Genomic DNA, 16,734 nt, shown 5'->3' on the forward strand with positions numbered 1-16,734 from the left:
AACACCCCCCCGGGGGGGGGGGTTTGGGGGGGGGGGGGGTTCCAACCCCCCCCCACCCCCCCACGACCGCGTTACTTGATGTTCGCGTCGGCGACCACGAACAGCTCGGAGTGCGGCTTGGCGTTGCCGAAGTCCCCGTGCGGCCACGACTTGCGGTTGAAGTTGATGCCGACCTGGCCGGTGAACTCGTCCCGGAAGTTCGAGTCGACCGACACCTTCCCGTCCGGGCCGAGGTTCAGCAGGTTGACCTTGTGGTCACCGTCCAAACCGGACCGCGCGACGAAGTAGTTCGACACCGCGAGGTGCTGCGGCGACGTCGTTTCGCGGTAGAAGCCGTCCTCGCCGAGCGCCCAGTTGTCGTAGGCGCCCCAGTGCGGACCCGCGCCCGGCGTGCCGGGGTTGATCGGCGCCGCGCCGACAACGGTCGGCAGGTCGCCGCCCCCGCCCTGCTGCGCCTTCGCCTTGGTGTCGACCCGGCCCTGGATGTCCTCGATCCGGTCGCCGGCGTTGACCAGCTTCTGGATGTCGAGGACGTAGACGCCGCCGGTGGTGCCGGGGTCGTCGGCCGAGAGGGTGCCCTTCTGCCGCCCGACGATCGCGCGGTAGAGGTACTTGTCGTCCGGGCTCGTCTGGATCCAGCCGCCGTTCGAGCTGGCGCCGTTCGAGTCGTTGTTCGCGTAGATGGACTTGTTCGCGGCGCCGTCGTCGAACACCTCGATCCAGTGCGGCTCGGCCGCGGTGATGTCCGGCGTGTAGAACACCGCGCCGCCCTGCATGGTCTGGGCGAACGCACCCTTGTGACCCGGCAGGTTGGTCACGGTGGTCTCCATGACCGCGCGGCTCTCGGCGTGCAGCGGGTCGGCGGGATCGGCGCGGGGGCCGTCCTGCAGGTACGACACCGACTTCAGCTTCGGGTGGTTGCGGTCGGCGATGTCCCAGGTCCGCACGGTCGGCCGACGCAGGTACGGCGACGGCTGCTTCACCGGGTCGAGGATGATGTTGCGCGGCTCGGCGTAGTCACTGGTGACGAGCGTGTTCAGGTCCTCGCGGGCCTGGACGCCGTGCGGGTTGGCGCACGTCGGCTTGCCCAGCTGCGGCAAGTTGTCGCACAGCTTCTGGTTGTCGCCCTGCGGGGTCGCCGCTGGGTTCTCCGACAGGACTTCGGCGTTCTGTCCGAAGTGGACAACCTCGCCGGGGCTGCCCGCGAAGCCGTTGCCGATCTGGGTGGAGCCGTCGGCGTAGGCGTGCGGGCCGGGCACGACCGGGCCGCCCATGTAGGTGCCGTACGCGGTGCCGTCCTTGAGCACCCAGTAGGCGTCCGGGACACTGCCGCCGAGGGTGTTCGTCGGCAGGCTGACGCCCTTGAGCTTCAGCTGCGGCAACGCGCTGACGTCGAAGGCGTACGTCGCGGCCGCGAACAGCGCGCCGGCGTAGACCGTGTCGCCCTTGTGCCACACGTACTGCATGTGGTGCGGCTCGTTCTCGACCAGCGGGCCGACCGTGGCGGTGTTGACGACCTTGCCGTACGTCGGCGAACCCTGCGTCGCGTCGATGACGGCGAGGAAGTCCGGGCCCGGCAGGGCGTTCTTGATCTTGTTGAGGCCGCCGCCGAGCGTGCCCGGCAGGTTCTTGACGTCCTTGACGAGCGTGTCGGCGATGTTCTCGTCACCGGCCCAGACGAGCAGCCACTTCTTCGGCGTCGCGCTCTCCGAACGCGCGAGATCCTTGGCCACCAGGTGGTTCTGCACCCAGTACTGCTTGCCGTCCGACGCCGTCTTCGCGTCGGTGATCGTCTGGACGTCGGCGTAGGCGCCGGTGGCCGAGCCGGTGTAGGTGACGGCGCCGACCGCGAGGGCGAGTACCGCGGCGCCGGTCACCACCTTTCGCCACCGGCCCGGACGCGACGGGGTTGATCGCATGGTTCTCCCTGTTTTTCGGCACGGTTGGAAACCGTTGGGGCACAACGGAAAGCTGACGTCAGCCGACCTGGACGGGATATTCGCGCCAAGCGCGCAAAGGGTCCAGCGGTGATCAAAGAATGAGAATCGCCCCGAATGGGTCAATCTCCCACGGGGTGGGCCGATTTGACGGGCACCACTGGGCCGAACGGGTGAGCGCGGGTGCTGGACCAACCGGCGGTGTCACGGTTGGTCACAATGGCGCAGCCCCGGCGCCTGAACGCCGGGGCTGCGAGTTACGTATTCGTTATGAAGGGCCGATCAGAGCTTGGTGCCGCAGTCCGAGCAGAACAGCGCACCCGGCTTGTTGCTCTCGCTGCCGCAGCCGCCGCAGCGGACCTTGAGCGCCAGCGAGGTCCCGCACGACGAGCAGAACTTGCCGCCCTCGGCCTTCAGGCCGCAGCCCGGACAGGTGACCTTGGCCCGGGTGTCGAGGTCGAGGCCGGACGTCCAGTCCTTCTCGCGGGCCTTGTCCCAGATCTGGTCGCGCTGCGCCGAGGCCTGCGCGCGCGAGATCTCCTCGGCGACGCTCGGCGAGCACCGCAGGCACTGGCCGATCTCCTCGTTCCAGCACTGGTCGTGGCACATCCAGTCGCCGCAGCCGCGGCACTGGCGGAAGCTCGGGGTGATCTCCTTGACCGCCTCGGCGAGCGCCTTGTCCTTGGCCGGCGAGTTGGTCGCGCGGTCGTAGCGCCACTGGTCGGCCGAGTTGCTCAGGTCCCGCAGCGTGCCGCCGAAGAACGACCCGACGGCGCGGAGCACGCTGCGGCCGGTCTCGACGTTGTCGCGCTGGAAGGCGGAGCGGAAGCCGTTGCCGCAGCGTTCGCACCGGAACTCGAACTGGTACCCCTGCGTGTTGGAGAGGTCCGAGAAGTTGTCCGTGAAGGGCACAGAGTCAGCCACAGCCCATCTTCGCCAGCCACCCGCGCTCCCGGCGACGAGAGATTTGCCGACAACGGCCCGGCTACCGGCCGTCACGAGGCACGAGCAGGGCCAGCGGGAGCAGCGCGAGCACCCCGCCGACGACGGTGACGAGCGCGAACCCACCGCCGGCGAACAGCTGCCCCGAGCCCAGCCCGGCGAGCGCGGACGCCGACCAGACGACCGCGTCGACGGTGCCCTGCACCCGGCTGCGCGTCTCCGGCGCGAGGTCCCGCGACAGCTGCGCGCTGGCGCCGACGAACACCAGGTTCCAGCCGTAGCCGAGCAGGAACAACGCCACCGGCAGGCCGGAGGTGTGCGCGGTCGGCGCCGCGAGCGCGGTCGCCGACGCCAGCGCGAGCACGCCGAGGCCGGCGTTGATCGTCACGCGCGGCCCCCAGCGGTCGGCGATCCGCCCGGACAGCGGCGCCAGCGCGAACATGCCGACCAGGTGCGCGCTCAGCACCCAGCCGACGACGTCGAGGCCGTGCCCGTGGCCCTCCAGCTGCAGCGGCGTCATGGTCATCACCGCGACCATCGCCAGCTGCGCGGCGACCATCGCGAGCAGCGGCCGCCCGACGCCGGTCGCGCGGACCGGGGCGGCCACCGGCGCTTCCCGCGGCGGTGGGACGTGCCTCGGCAGGAAGGCCGCCGCCAGCGCGGCCCCCGCCGTGGCCAGCACCGCCACCGCGACCGGGCCCGAGAGCGAAGGCCAGCCGAAGCCGCTCACGACGTGCGCCGCGGGCGCCATGAGCGCCGGGCCGACGAGGGCGCCGATCGTGCCGCCCCAGACGACGGTCGAAAGCGCACGGCCCCGGCGTTCCTCCGGGTAGAGGTCGGCGGCCAGGTAGCGCGAAAGCTGCGCGCCGCCGTTGCCGATGCCGACCAGCAGCATGCCCAGCAGCAGCGGCACGAGCGACGTCGTCAGCGCGCCGGCCAACGCGACCAGCGCGCCGAGCACGGCGACGCCGTACCCGGCGGCCAGCACCCGGCGCCGGCCGTGCCGGGCCAGCAGCAGCCCCGCGCCGAGCGCGCCGCCGGCGGTGCCGAGCACGTTCGCGACACTCGGCAGCCCGCTCCACCCCGGCCCGTTCCCCGCGGCGACGATCAGCGTGGCGGCCGTGCTCAGGCCGACCGTGGCCGTGTTGAGCAGCGCGACGCCGGCGAACAGCGCCCCCATCGACCGGGTCCGCCCGGTCACCGTCAAAGTCCCCATGACCAGCAACTTTACGAACTCCCGGCACCCGTTCGAAGGGCCGCCGAACGGCAAATCCGTCGCTCCGGCGGCGGTTCGGAAGGAAGATGGGGCCCATGACCTTTCGTTCGGAAAAGCCCCTGGACGACATCGACTGGCGGCTGCTGGAGCTCCTGCAGGCCGACGGCCGGCTGTCGTTCAAGGAGCTCGGCCGCCGCATCAACCTCTCGGCGCCGGCGGTGGCCGAGCGGGTCCGGCGGCTCGAGGAGACGGGCGTGATCACCGGCTACCGCGCCCTGGTCGACGCGCGGCGCGCCGGCCAGCCGCTGCAGGCGTTCGTCGAGATGCGCTGCGCGCTGAGCAGCTGCCTGCTCAAGACGTCGAAGTCCGAGGACTACCCGGAGGTGGTGGAGATCCACCGGCTGTCGGGCGACCACTGCACGATGCTGAAGATCCGCGCGGCGTCGCTGGAGCACTTCGAGGGGCTGCTGGAGCGCCTGGGCAAACACGGCGAGCTGCGGTCGTCGGTGGTGCTGTCGACGCAGTTCGAGGGCCGCCCGGTGGAGCCACCGTCGGACGACTTCCTGCGCGCGACGACCTCGGAAGGCTGGTCCTGACCGGTTGGCGGCTGTTTGCCCGGCGCCCGGCTGATAAACGAGGGGGATGCCGATCTTCCGTGCGCTGGCCGTCGCGCTCATCGCCTTGACCGCCTTCGCCGTTCCCGCCCAGGCCGAACCTCGTGCGTTCGTCGAGCTCTCCGAGGTGGCGCCGTCGATCCTGCAGGACATCCGCTACGCCACCCCGCACAACTTCGTCGGCACCCGCGTCGACGGGTACCTCGACCCCACCTGCATCCTGACCCGGCAGGCCGCCGAAGGCCTGCGTCAGGTCCAGTCCCGGCTGCGGAAGCGGGGCTACACGCTCAAGGTGTACGACTGCTACCGCCCGCAACGCGCGGTCGACCACTTCGTGCGGTGGGCGAAGGACCTCGCCGACGAGAAGATGAAGGCGGAGTTCTACCCGAACGTCGCCAAGGACCGGCTGTTCGAGGACGGCTACATCGCCGAGAAGTCCGGGCACAGCCGCGGCAGCACCATGGACCTCACCATCGTGCGGCTGCCGCCGCGGTTCCAGCGGCCGTACTTCCCCGGTGAGCCGCTCAAGCCGTGCTTCGCGCCGCAGGGCCGGCGGTTCCCCGACAACACGGTCGACATGGGCACCGGCTACGACTGCTTCGACCCGCTGGCCCACACCGACAACCCGGCGATCACCGGCGCCGCGCGGCGGAACCGCGATCTGCTGCGGAGCGAGATGATCGCGGCCGGCTTCCACAACCTGCCCGAGGAATGGTGGCACTACACGCTCGACAACGAGCCCTTCCCCGACACCTACTTCGACTTCCCGGTGTCCCGCTGAACGCGAAAAGCGCCCCCGGTCCACAATGGACCGGGGGCGCTTTCGCGTTCGTCAGGCCGAATGCCGCCGGCGACGCGCGCCGAGCACCAGCCCGCCACCGAGCGCCAACGCGATCAGCGCCAGCGCGCCGAGCCCGTACGCCTCCACGCCGGTGCTCGCCAGGCCGCTGCCGCTGCTCTGACCGCCACCCGTGCCGCCGGCCGCGCCGGTCGTCGACGTCGGGTTCGTGGCCGTGCAGTCCGCGGGGGTGGCCGGGACGCCCGGCACCGGGGCGTCACCCTTCTCCACGTCGATCCGGTACGGGTAGTGGTTCTCCGGCGGGCCGTAGACGCTGACCCACATCGGGTTCTCGTACTTGATCTTCCAGCCGTCCGGCGGCTGCAGGTACAGGTGGAACTGCGGCCCCGGCGCCACGTCCAGGAACTCGAAGTGCCCCTTCGCGTCCGTCGTCCGCTCGCCGACGACCGGGCAGTGCTGGTCGGAGACGAGCACGACCTTGACCCCGGCGAGGCCGTCCTTCACCTGTCCCTGGTCGTCGAAGACGCCGACGTTGCCCTCGACCACCGCCTTCGCACCCGGCACCGCGGCCTGGTCGTGGGCCTGCGCGTGGTTGTCGATGTCGACCTCGTCGTAGCCGAAGTCGCAGGAGGCGACCACGATGCCGCGGTTGAAGGCGGCCTGCGGGACCGTCTCGGACACGTCGATCGTGCGGGTCTCACCCGGCGCGATCGTCACCCCGTCCGCGGCGAGCTCGCCCCAGCCGGGGCCGCGGCCGCTGAGGATGTACGGGTCACCGATGCGGTTGCAGGACGCCGTGATGCCGGTCAGCGGGATCGGGCCCGAGTTCGACAGGGTCACCGTGACGTGCGCCAGCTCGCCCGGCTTGTAGCTGTCCTGGGTGAAGGCCATCGACGCCTTGAGCGCGCCGTTCAGCGGCGGCGCCCCGCGCACGTCCAGCTGGGTGTGCGCGCCGATCCGGACGATCCGGAACGGGATCAGCCAGCCGTCGACGACCTCGCCGCCGAGGTAGTACGACGCACCCGGGACGTCGAAGACGATGTGCCCGTGCTCGTCGCTCGTCGCGGAGTGCGTGCCGCCGCCGTTGCTGTTGACGTACCGCAGCGTGAGCTTCGCGCCGGCCAGCGCCTCGCCGGCGTCGAACTTGCCGTTGCCGTTCTTGTCGCCGTAGACGGTGCCTTCGGCGTGGCCGGGCGCCTTGACGACGTTCGCCTTGGTCGAGAACTCGCCGACGCCGAAGTGGGTCGCGTCGAACATGACGCCCCGCAGCACGACGGTGTCCTGCTCGACGTCGCGGACCTGCCCGGTGCCGTGGAGCACGAACGTCTTCCCCGGCTCGAGATCGAGACCCGGGTTGCTGCCGGTGAGCGGACCCCAGCCCGGCTCGTAGGGCACGTACAGGTCGGTCGGGTCGTACGACGGGGAAACCCAGAGGCCCTTCGCGGTCGTCGAGCCGACGTTCGTCACCTTGAAGGTGAAGTGGATTTCGTCGTCGGTCTGGTACGTCTCCTTGTCCAGGGCGACCGAAATCTCGACCTGGGCGCGTTCCACGGGCGCGTCCTGCTTCACCGGCGGCTTGCTCTCCGGCGCGCTGGAACTCGGCGCGGTGGACGACGACGACGTCGGCGCCGCGGAACTGCTCGGCGGCGCCGATTCCGAAGTGGACGGCGCGGTGGCGGTCGGCTCCTCCTGGGCCACCGCCGGCGCGGCGAACGCGCCGGTCAACGCCGACGCGGTGGCGAGCGCGGCCAAGTAGACCGCGGTTCTTCGCATGGTGGAACTCAATTTGTTCACGAACAGTCACCCCTGAAATACCCGTTGGAAACGCGCAAAGCCCCCGAACCGCGTGAACCGGGTTACTCTAGCGAGTTTCGCCGAGGTGAAGGTGACATTTCGGAAACGGGAAAGGCCCCCGCCGGAAACCCGGCGAGGGCCTTTCCCGTTGATCGGAACTCGTTGTCCGAAACCTCGGTCAGCGGAAGTCGCGGCCGAAGTCGTAGTCGTCCAGCGGAACCGCGGCACCGGTGCCCGTACCGAACACGTCCGGGGTGTAGTAACCGTCGTCGTAGGACGGGATCGCGTACGCCGCGACCCGGGCCTCCTCGGTCGGCTGCACCTGGATGTTGCGGTACTTGTTGATGCCCGTACCGGCCGGGATCAGCTTACCGATGATCACGTTCTCCTTGAGGCCCACGAGCTTGTCCGAGCGGCCGTTGATGGCCGCGTCGGTCAGGACTCGCGTGGTCTCCTGGAACGAGGCCGCCGACAGCCACGAGTCCGTGGTCAGCGACGCCTTCGTGATCCCCATCAGCACCGGACGGCCCGAAGCCGGCTCGCCGCCCTCGGCGACCGCGGCCCGGTTCGTCGCCTCGAACTTGGTCCGCTCGGGCAGCTCGCCCGGCAGGAAGTCCGTGGCACCGGAGTCGATGATCGTCACGCGGCGCAGCATCTGCCGCACGATGACCTCGATGTGCTTGTCGTGGATCGACACACCCTGCGCCCGGTACACCTTCTGGACCTCGTCCGTGAGGTGCATCTGCGCCTCGCGCGGCCCCATGACCCGCAGGACCTCGTGCGGGTCCGGCGTGCCCTCGAGCAGCTGCTGGCCGACGTTGACGTGGTCGCCGTCGCCCAGCGGGCCGTTCGGGGTGTTCGCGAGCCGCTGACGCTTGGACAGCTTGTCGAAGACGATCTCTTCGCCGCCGTCGTCCGGGATCAGCGTGATCTTCCAGAACCGCTCGCTCTCCTCGATGCGCACACGGCCATCGACGTCGGCGATCGGCGCCTTGCCCTTCGGGACACGAGCTTCGAAGAGCTCCTGCACACGGGGCAGACCGGTCGTGATGTCGTCACCGGCGACACCACCCTGGTGGAACGTACGCATCGTCAGCTGCGTGCCGGGCTCACCGATCGACTGGGCCGCGACGATACCCACGGCCTCGCCGACGTCGACGAGCTGACCGGTCGCCATCGAGCGGCCGTAGCAGGTCGCGCAGATGCCGACGGCCGACTCGCAGGTCAGCACCGAGCGGACCTTGACCTTCGAGATGCCGCTGCCGAGCAGCTTCTCGATGGCCGGGTCGCCGATGTCGTCGCCCGCGTTCAGCACGACGTTGCCCTTGGCGTCGACCGCGTCCGTCGCGAGGTTCCGCGCGTAGACCGAGGTCTCGACGTGCTGGTCGCGCAGGACCTTGCCGTCGCCGATGTCCTCGCCGATCGGCATCATGATGCCGCGCGTGGTGCCGCAGTCGATCTCGCGGACGATGACGTCCTGCGAGACGTCCACCAGACGCCGGGTCAGGTAACCCGAGTCGGCGGTACGCAGCGCCGTGTCCGCCAGACCCTTCCGGGCACCGTGCGTCGCGATGAAGTACTCCGCCACCGACAGGCCCTCACGGAAGTTGGCCTTGATCGGACGCGGGATGTACTCACCCTTCGGGTTCGACACCAGGCCACGCATGCCGGCCAGCGACCGGACCTGCGTCATGTTGCCCGCCGCGCCCGACTTCACGATCATGGCGATCGGGTTGTCGTCCGGCAGCGCCGTCTCCATGATCTTGTGGACCTCTTCGGTGGCCTGCGTCCACACCTTGACGAGCTCGTTGTTGCGCTCGGTGTGCGACAGCTGACCACGCTGGTAGCGCTTCTCCACCTGGGAGGCCTTGCCCTCGTACTCGTCGAGGATGGCCTTCTTGCCCACCGGGGTGAGCACGTCCGAGATGGCGACGGTGACGCCCGAGCGGGTCGCCCAGTAGAAACCGGCGTCCTTCAGGCGGTCCAGGGTCTGCGCGACCTGCGTCATCGAGTACCGCTCGGCGAGGTCGTTCACGATCGCGGCCTGCCGCTTCTTCGGCATCGGCTCGTTGATGAACGGGTAGTCCGCCGGCAGCAGCTCGTTGAACAGCACGCGGCCCAGGGTCGTCTCGGCCAGCCACGCCTTGCCCGGCTCCCAGCCCTTCTCCGCGAGCGCCGCTTCGTCGGCCTTCGCCGGCTGACGGTCGGTGACGCGGATCTTGATCGGGGCGTGCAGGCCCAGCGCCTTGCGGTCGAAGGCCATGATGGCCTCGGCCGGCGACGAGTACGCGTTGCCCGCGCCCTCGGCCTTCTCGTTGAGGCGGGTCAGGTGGAACAGACCCGTCACCATGTCCAGTCGCGGCATGGCGAGCGGACGGCCCGACGCCGGCGAAAGGATGTTGTTCGCCGACAGCATCAGGATCCGGGCCTCGGCCTGCGCCTCGGCCGACAGCGGCAGGTGCACCGCCATCTGGTCACCGTCGAAGTCCGCGTTGAACGCCTCGCAGACCAGCGGGTGCAGCTGGATGGCCTTGCCCTCGACCAGCTGCGGCTCGAAGGCCTGGATGCCGAGGCGGTGCAGGGTCGGCGCGCGGTTCAGCATCACCGGGTGGCCGGTGATGACCTCTTCCAGCACGTCCCACACCTGCGGCCGCGAGCGCTCCACCATCCGCTTGGCGGACTTGATGTTCTGCGCGTGGTTCAGGTCGACCAGCCGCTTCATGACGAACGGCTTGAACAGCTCGAGCGCCATGTCCTTCGGCAGACCGCACTGGTGCAGCTTCAGCTGCGGGCCGACGATGATGACCGAACGGCCCGAGTAGTCGACGCGCTTGCCGAGCAGGTTCTGGCGGAACCGGCCCTGCTTGCCCTTGAGGAGGTCGGACAGCGACTTCAGCGGCCGGTTGCCCGGGCCGGTGACCGGACGCCCGCGGCGGCCGTTGTCGAACAGCGCGTCGACGGCCTCCTGCAGCATCCGCTTCTCGTTGTTGACGATGATCTCGGGCGCGCCGAGGTCGATCAGCCGCTTGAGGCGGTTGTTGCGGTTGATCACGCGGCGGTACAGGTCGTTCAGGTCGGAGGTCGCGAAGCGGCCACCGTCCAGCTGCACCATCGGACGCAGGTCCGGCGGGATGACCGGGACGGCGTCGAGCACCATGCCGCGCGGGTCGTTGCCGGTGGCCTGGAACGCCGCGACGACCTTGAGCCGCTTCAGCGCGCGGAGCTTCTTCTGCCCCTTGCCGTTGCGGATCGTGTCGCGCAGGCTCTCCGCCTCCGCGGCGACGTCGAACTCGGTGGCCAGCTTCTGGATGGCCTCCGCGCCCATGCCGCCGGTGAAGTACTCGCCGTAGCGGTCGACGAGCTCGCGGTAGAGCAGCTCGTCGGCGATCAGCTGGCGGGTGTCGAGCTTCGTGAAGGTCGTCCAGACCTCCTCGAGGCGGTCCAGCTCGCGACCGGCGCGGTCACGCAGCTGACGCATCTCGCGCTCGCCGCCTTCCTTGACCTTGCGGCGGACGTCGGACTTGGCGCCCTCCGCCTCCAGCTCGGCCAGGTCGGCTTCCAGCTTCTGCGCGCGGGTCTCGATGTCCGCGTCGCGCTTGGTCTCGAGGTTCTTGCGCTCGACGCCGATCTCGTTCTCGAGGGTCGGCAGGTCGTTGTGGCGCAGCTCCGTGTTCACGCCCGTGATGACGTAAGCAGCGAAGTAGATGATCTTCTCGAGGTCCTTCGGCGCCAGGTCCAGCAGGTAGCCGAGGCGCGAGGGAACACCCTTGAAGTACCAGATGTGGGTGACCGGGGCGGCCAGCTCGATGTGGCCCATCCGCTCGCGGCGCACCTTGGCGCGGGTCACCTCGACGCCGCAGCGCTCACAGATGATGCCCTTGAAGCGGACGCGCTTGTACTTGCCGCAGTAGCACTCCCAGTCCCGGGTCGGACCGAAGATCTTCTCGCAGAAGAGGCCGTCCTTCTCGGGCTTGAGCGTCCGGTAGTTGATGGTCTCCGGCTTCTTGACCTCGCCGTACGACCACTGACGGATGTCGTCGGCCGTGGCGAGACCAATGCGGAGCTCATCGAAGAAGTTGACGTCCAGCACGTCTAAGTCCCCTTGGGGTTGTATCGGCTAGATGAGGGGTCGGCGGGCGAGGCGGGCCCCGCGGGAGGTGGGGCCCGCCTCAGCTCCGATCAGTGCACGACGTCGTCCACCGAGGGCGACTCGTTGCGGGACAGGTTGATGCCGAGGTTGGCCGCGGCGCGCTCGAGGTCCTCGTCGTCGGAGTCGCGCATCTCGATCGCCGCGCCGTCGCTGGAGAGCACCTCGACGTTGAGGCACAGCGACTGGAGCTCCTTGAGGAGCACCTTGAACGACTCCGGGATGCCCGGCTCGGGGATGTTCTCCCCCTTGACGATGGCCTCGTACACCTTGACGCGGCCGACCACGTCGTCCGACTTGATCGTCAGCAGCTCCTGCAGCGTGTAGGCAGCGCCGTACGCCTGCATCGCCCAGCACTCCATCTCACCGAAGCGCTGGCCACCGAACTGCGCCTTACCACCCAGCGGCTGCTGCGTGATCATCGAGTACGGGCCGGTGGAGCGGGCGTGGATCTTGTCGTCGACCAGGTGGTGCAGCTTCAGGATGTACATGTAGCCGACCGCGACCGGGTACGGGTACGGCTCGCCGGAGCGGCCGTCCAGCAGGGTCGCCTTGCCGTTCTCCTTGACCATGCGCTCGCCGTCGCGGTTCGGCTTGGTCGCCCCGAGCAGCCCGGTGAGCTCCTCTTCCTTCGCGCCGTCGAACACCGGGGTCGCGGTGTTCGTGTTCGGCGCGACGTCGTAGAGCTCCGGCGAAAGGTTCTTCGCCCAGTCCGGGTCGCCCTCGATCGTCCAGCCCTGCGAGGCCAGCCAGCCCAGGTGCAGCTCGAGGATCTGGCCGATGTTCATCCGTCGCGGCACACCGTGCGTGTTCAGAATGATGTCGACCGGGGTGCCGTCCTCCATGAACGGCATGTCCTCGACCGGCAGGATCTTGCCGATGACGCCCTTGTTGCCGTGGCGGCCGGCGAGCTTGTCGCCCGGCTGGATCTTGCGCTTCTGGGCCACGTAGACGCGGACCAGCTCGTTGACGCCCGGGGGCAGCTCGTCGTCGTCCTCGCGCGAGAACACGCGGATGCCGATGACCTTGCCGGTCTCGCCGTGCGGCACCTTCAGCGAGGTGTCGCGGACTTCGCGGGCCTTCTCGCCGAAGATCGCGCGGAGCAGGCGCTCTTCCGGCGTCAGCTCGGTCTCGCCCTTCGGCGTGACCTTGCCGACCAGGATGTCGCCGTCGCGGACCTCGGCGCCGATCCGGATGATGCCGCGCTCGTCGAGGTCGGCCAGGACCTCTTCGGAGACGTTCGGGATGTCCCGGGTGATCTCCTCGGCGCCCAGCTTCGTGTCGCGGGCGTCGATCTCGTGCTCCTCGATGTGGATCGACGTCAGCACGTCGTCCTGCACCAGGCGCTCCGAGAGGATGATCGCGTCCTCGTAGTTGTGGCCCTCCCACGGCATGACCGCGACGAGCAGGTTCTTGCCGAGCGCCATCTCACCGTTCTCGGTGGACGGGCCGTCGGCGATGACCTGCCCCTGCTCGACCCGGTCGCCCTCGTTGACGATCGGGCGGTGGTTGAAGCAGGTGCCGTGGTTGGAGCGGCGGAACTTGTACAGTCCGTAGCTCTTCCGCGTGCCGTCGTCGTGCATGATCGTGATCAGGTCCGCCGAGAGCTCCTCGACGATGCCGGCCTGCTCGGCGACGAGGACGTCACCGGCGTCGACCGCGGCGCGCAGCTCCACACCCGTGCCCACGTACGGGGCCTGGTTGCGCAGCAGCGGCACGGCCTGGCGCTGCATGTTCGCACCCATCAGGGCGCGGTTCGCGTCGTCGTGCTCGAGGAACGGGATCATCGCCGTCGCGACCGAGACCATCTGCCGCGGCGAGACGTCCATGTAGTCGATGTCGAGCGGGTCGATCAGCTCGACCTCGCCACCCTTGCGGCGGGCCATGACCCGGTCTTCGACGAACGTGCCGTCGTCACCGATCGGCGCGTTGGCCTGGGCCTTGACGTACCGGTCTTCCTCGTCCGCCGTCAGGTAGTCGACCTGGTCGGTGACCCGGCCCTCGACGACCTTGCGGTACGGCGTCTCGATGAAGCCGAACGGGTTGACCCGCGCGTAGGAGCAGAGCGAGCCGATCAGGCCGATGTTCGGGCCTTCCGGCGTCTCGATCGGGCACATCCGGCCGTAGTGCGACGGGTGGACGTCCCGGACCTCCATGCCGGCGCGCTCACGGGACAGACCACCCGGGCCGAGGGCCGAGAGACGACGCTTGTGCGTCAGGCCCGACAGCGGGTTGTTCTGGTCCATGAACTGCGACAGCTGCGAGGTGCCGAAGAACTCCTTGATCGCCGCGCCGATCGGGCGGATGTTGATCAGGGTCTGCGGCGTGATCGCCTCGACGTCCTGCGTGGTCATGCGCTCGCGCACGACGCGCTCGGTGCGGGAGAGACCGACCCGGATCTGGTTCTGGATCAGCTCGCCGACCGTGCGCAGGCGCCGGTTGCCGAAGTGGTCGATGTCGTCCGTCTCGACCGGGACCTCGAGCTCGCCCTCGTTCATCTTGTCCTCGCCGGCGTGCAGCCGGACCAGGTACTCGATGGTCGTGACGATGTCCTCTTCGGTCAGCGTCCCGGTGTCGTACGGCGTGGTCAGGCCCAGCTTCTTGTTGAGCTTGTACCGGCCGACCTTCGCCAGGTCGTAGCGCTTCGCCTTGAAGAACAGGTTCTCCAGCAGGGTCTGCGCGCTCTCCTTCGTGGGCGGCTCGCCCGGGCGCAGCTTGCGGTAGATGTCGAGCAGCGCCTCGTCGGTGCCCGCGGTGTGGTCCTTCTCGAGGGTCGCCAGCAGCGTCTCCGAGAAGGAGAAGCGCTCGCGGATCGCCTCGGTGGTCCAGCCCAGCGCCTTCAGCAGCACGGTGACCGGCTGGCGGCGCTTGCGGTCGATGCGGACGCCGACGGTGTCGCGCTTGTCGACGTCGAACTCGAGCCACGCGCCGCGGCTCGGGATCACGCGGACGCTGAAGACGTCCTTGTCGGTCGTCTTGTCGACGTCCTTCGAGTAGTAGACACCCGGCGAGCGGACCAGCTGGGACACGACGACACGCTCGGTGCCGTTGATGATGAACGTGCCCTTGTCGGTCATGACCGGGAAGTCGCCCAGGAAGACCGTCTGGCTCTTGATCTCGCCCGTGTTGTTGTTGACGAACTCGGCCGTGACGAACAGCGGCGCGGCGTACGTCATGTCCTTGTCCTTGCACTCCTCGATCGAGGCCTTGACCTCGTCGAAGCGCGGCTGGGAGAAGGAGAGGGACATGGAACCGGAGAAGTCTTCGATCGGCGAGATCTCGTTCAGGACCTCTTCGAGGCCGCCGACCGGGTTCTCTTCTCCTTCTTCGACACGGCGTTCGAACCACGCTTCGTCCCCGGTGAACCACTGGAACGACTGGATCTGGACGTCGAGCAGGTTGGGGGTGCTGAGGGGTTCGCGAATCTTTGCGAAGGAAACCCGCTTGGGCGCGCCGGGGATTCCCGTGGACTCCGAGCGAGATTCAGCCGAGGTGGTCGCAGCAGTGGCCTGGTTCGCGGGAGAGACTGCCAAGATGCGTCCTTCCGGGGACAATGAGCGGTGACGGCCGCCATAGCAACAGCTATGAGCGACTGTCAAGGGTGCCGTGTGCCCACTATCCTAACTACCGGCTCCGGGCAGCCTGAAAGAGGGCAGCGCAAAGAGGCAGTCTAGCCCGAACGGCGCGGTCTGTCCAGGGGGCGCTCCCGATGGGGCCCAGCCTGCCTCGCGACGTCTTCAGGTATGCCTCCAGGCGAGCCGGTTGTCCCTCCCGCAAGGGCCGCCGGTTTCGCCGTCGGGAGTAAGCGTGAACCCACCGGGCCCGAGAGTCAAGATGCCACACGGGGGTCGGCCCGGTTGGCGCAGCGTGGAAGAGGGTCAGCGGAGCGTGAGCGGCCGAATAGTCTTCCAGTTACCGGCTGGTAGCGCCAGCAATAGGGGTTGGACCAGGGGCTTTTCATCGTTTTGTGAGTGGTCGGGGCTGTGTTCCAGGCCACTTCGGACGGTACCGGTTCCGCTTTCGGCGGCGTGTCGCCCGGGTTTTCGGTAACCGGCGGGGCGGTGCCCCGGGGGCCCCACGTGTCACACGTGTTCCGCGGCCCCGGAGGCCGCCGGAGGGGCCCGGAGTGCTCCTCCGGTGCCCCGGTGGTCCGGTCGGCCGGCACCGGCCCCCTGAGCCGCCTGAGGACCCCCGGACACAGCTGCGGCCCGCGACCCCATCCGGGTTCACGGGCCGCAGCCAGAGAGGGCTACTTGGTCGGCGAGGGCGACGACGGCGCCGGGGACGCCGGGGCCTGCGTGGCCGCCGGGACCTTCGGCGCGTTGTAGGTGTCCATGTCGGTGATCTTCCACTTGTCGCCCTGGAGCTGGGCGTTCAGGTGGAGCTGGGCGGTGCCCGCGGTCGTCTTCTTCGTGTCCGTGCGGGTCGAGGTCTGGTCGACGAAGACCATCACCTTCGCCAGGTCGTCGTTGAGCATGATCACCGCCGCGCGGGTCACCTTGCAGGTGACGACCATCTTCTGCGCCGGCGCGAGCCGCTTCACCTCGCCCATCAGCGAGTTGTACTTGTTCTTGACGTCGTCGTTGGCGAGCAGGTCGTTCGCCGCGTCCTCGGTCTTCTTGATGTTGTTGAAGTCGTAGGAGAACAGCGCCTCGGCGGCCTTCGACACCGAGTCCTTGACCTGCGCGGTCTTGGCCACGTCGAGCAACGCGGTGTTGCTGGTCGCGTCGGAGACCTTGACCTCCTCCGACTTGAACCAGAACGCCAGCCCGCCCAGCAGCAGCGCCACCAGCACCAGCGCGCCCGCGACCACGTACGGCCGCTGGGCCTTCGAGCCCGCGGGCGCCGCCGGCTCGTCGTCGTCGACCGGGACCTCGTCGACGTCGGTCGGCTTCGCGATCCCCGTGTCGCGCTTCTTCCGGCGCGGGGCCGGCCGCGAAGGGGCCTCGTCGGCTTCGGGTTCGCCGGTGAGGGCGTCGACCTTCGGCTCGTCCTCGGTGCCGACCGCCGCGAAGACCGCGGTGTCCTCGGCCGGCGCCGTGTCGAGCTGCCCGTTCGCGGCTTCGAACGACTCGGGCTTGGCGGCCGGGCGCGGCACCGGCCGCGGCGCGGGCCGGGGACGCGGCTTCTTGGTCTCCGCCGGCACGGCGGGGAGCTGGCCGGTCCGCTCCGGGGCGGTCTCGTCCGTCGAGGGCTTGCGCAGCCCGGCCACACGCGGCCGGCGCGACGGCGGGGTGCTGCTGCCGCTGCGAGGCGGCTGGCGGCGGGAGGGGGGCACTACAGGC

General features: G+C 69.2%; 9 protein-coding genes. 2 read left to right on the forward strand and 7 right to left on the reverse strand.

Translation table 11 applies throughout. From position 1 onward, the window contains the following. Positions 1-71: 71 nt before the first annotated feature. The 3 genes from M8542_RS20810 to M8542_RS20820 all read right to left on the reverse strand — a co-directional run bounded on the left by M8542_RS20810 (position 72) and on the right by M8542_RS20820 (position 4,095). Positions 72-1,919: a selenium-binding family protein gene (locus M8542_RS20810; protein WP_257921872.1), complete on the reverse strand. Its 1,848-nt coding sequence runs from the start codon at positions 1,917-1,919 to the stop codon at positions 72-74. Between the two features lie 300 nt (positions 1,920-2,219). Beyond that, on the reverse strand, positions 2,220-2,861 hold the full coding sequence (locus M8542_RS20815; protein WP_257921873.1) for a zinc ribbon domain-containing protein: 642 nt from the start codon (positions 2,859-2,861) through the stop codon (positions 2,220-2,222). 61 nt (positions 2,862-2,922) lie between these two features. After that, positions 2,923-4,095: an MFS transporter gene (locus M8542_RS20820; protein ID WP_257921874.1), complete on the reverse strand. Its 1,173-nt coding sequence runs from the start codon at positions 4,093-4,095 to the stop codon at positions 2,923-2,925. 95 nt (positions 4,096-4,190) lie between these two features. On the opposite strand from M8542_RS20820, the gene M8542_RS20825 reads away from it, so the two are divergent. Then, on the forward strand, positions 4,191-4,691 hold the full coding sequence (locus tag M8542_RS20825) for an Lrp/AsnC family transcriptional regulator (RefSeq protein ID WP_257921875.1): 501 nt from the start codon (positions 4,191-4,193) through the stop codon (positions 4,689-4,691). 46 nt (positions 4,692-4,737) lie between these two features. After that, positions 4,738-5,490, forward strand: a complete 753-nt coding sequence (locus M8542_RS20830) for a M15 family metallopeptidase (protein WP_257921876.1) — start codon at positions 4,738-4,740, stop codon at positions 5,488-5,490. A gap of 51 nt (positions 5,491-5,541) precedes the next feature. Here M8542_RS20830 and M8542_RS20835 read toward each other — a convergent pair whose 3' ends face one another. The 4 genes from M8542_RS20835 to M8542_RS20850 form a co-directional block, all read right to left on the reverse strand. Next, positions 5,542-7,281 carry a hypothetical protein gene (locus M8542_RS20835; protein WP_257921877.1) on the reverse strand — a complete coding sequence of 580 codons (1,740 nt, stop codon included), beginning with the start codon at positions 7,279-7,281 and terminating at the stop codon, positions 5,542-5,544. Between the two features lie 199 nt (positions 7,282-7,480). Further along, positions 7,481-11,392: a DNA-directed RNA polymerase subunit beta' gene (locus M8542_RS20840; RefSeq protein WP_257921878.1), complete on the reverse strand. Its 3,912-nt coding sequence runs from the start codon at positions 11,390-11,392 to the stop codon at positions 7,481-7,483. Between the two features lie 89 nt (positions 11,393-11,481). Beyond that, positions 11,482-14,982: a DNA-directed RNA polymerase subunit beta gene (gene rpoB, locus M8542_RS20845; RefSeq protein ID WP_257921879.1), complete on the reverse strand. Its 3,501-nt coding sequence runs from the start codon at positions 14,980-14,982 to the stop codon at positions 11,482-11,484. A gap of 716 nt (positions 14,983-15,698) precedes the next feature. After that, the gene (locus M8542_RS20850; RefSeq protein WP_257922144.1) at positions 15,699-16,661 is read right to left on the reverse strand and encodes a hypothetical protein; all 963 of its coding nucleotides are present in this window, start codon (positions 16,659-16,661) and stop codon (positions 15,699-15,701) included. Positions 16,662-16,734 lie beyond the last annotated feature (73 nt).

This window comes from Amycolatopsis iheyensis (assembly GCF_024703995.1).
Classification (GTDB): Bacteria; Actinomycetota; Actinomycetes; order Mycobacteriales; family Pseudonocardiaceae; genus Amycolatopsis; species Amycolatopsis iheyensis.

What these genes read in the sequence shown, in the direction of transcription:
- M8542_RS20835 (WP_257921877.1), bottom strand. Translation starts at nt 7,281, where the DNA reads ATGCGAAGAACCGCGGTCTACTTGGCCGCGCTCGCCACCGCGTCGGCG.
- M8542_RS20825 (WP_257921875.1), top strand. Translation starts at nt 4,191, where the DNA reads ATGACCTTTCGTTCGGAAAAGCCCCTGGACGACATCGACTGGCGGCTG.
- M8542_RS20830 (WP_257921876.1), top strand. Translation starts at nt 4,738, where the DNA reads ATGCCGATCTTCCGTGCGCTGGCCGTCGCGCTCATCGCCTTGACCGCC.
- M8542_RS20810 (WP_257921872.1), bottom strand. Translation starts at nt 1,919, where the DNA reads ATGCGATCAACCCCGTCGCGTCCGGGCCGGTGGCGAAAGGTGGTGACC.
- M8542_RS20820 (WP_257921874.1), bottom strand. Translation starts at nt 4,095, where the DNA reads ATGGGGACTTTGACGGTGACCGGGCGGACCCGGTCGATGGGGGCGCTG.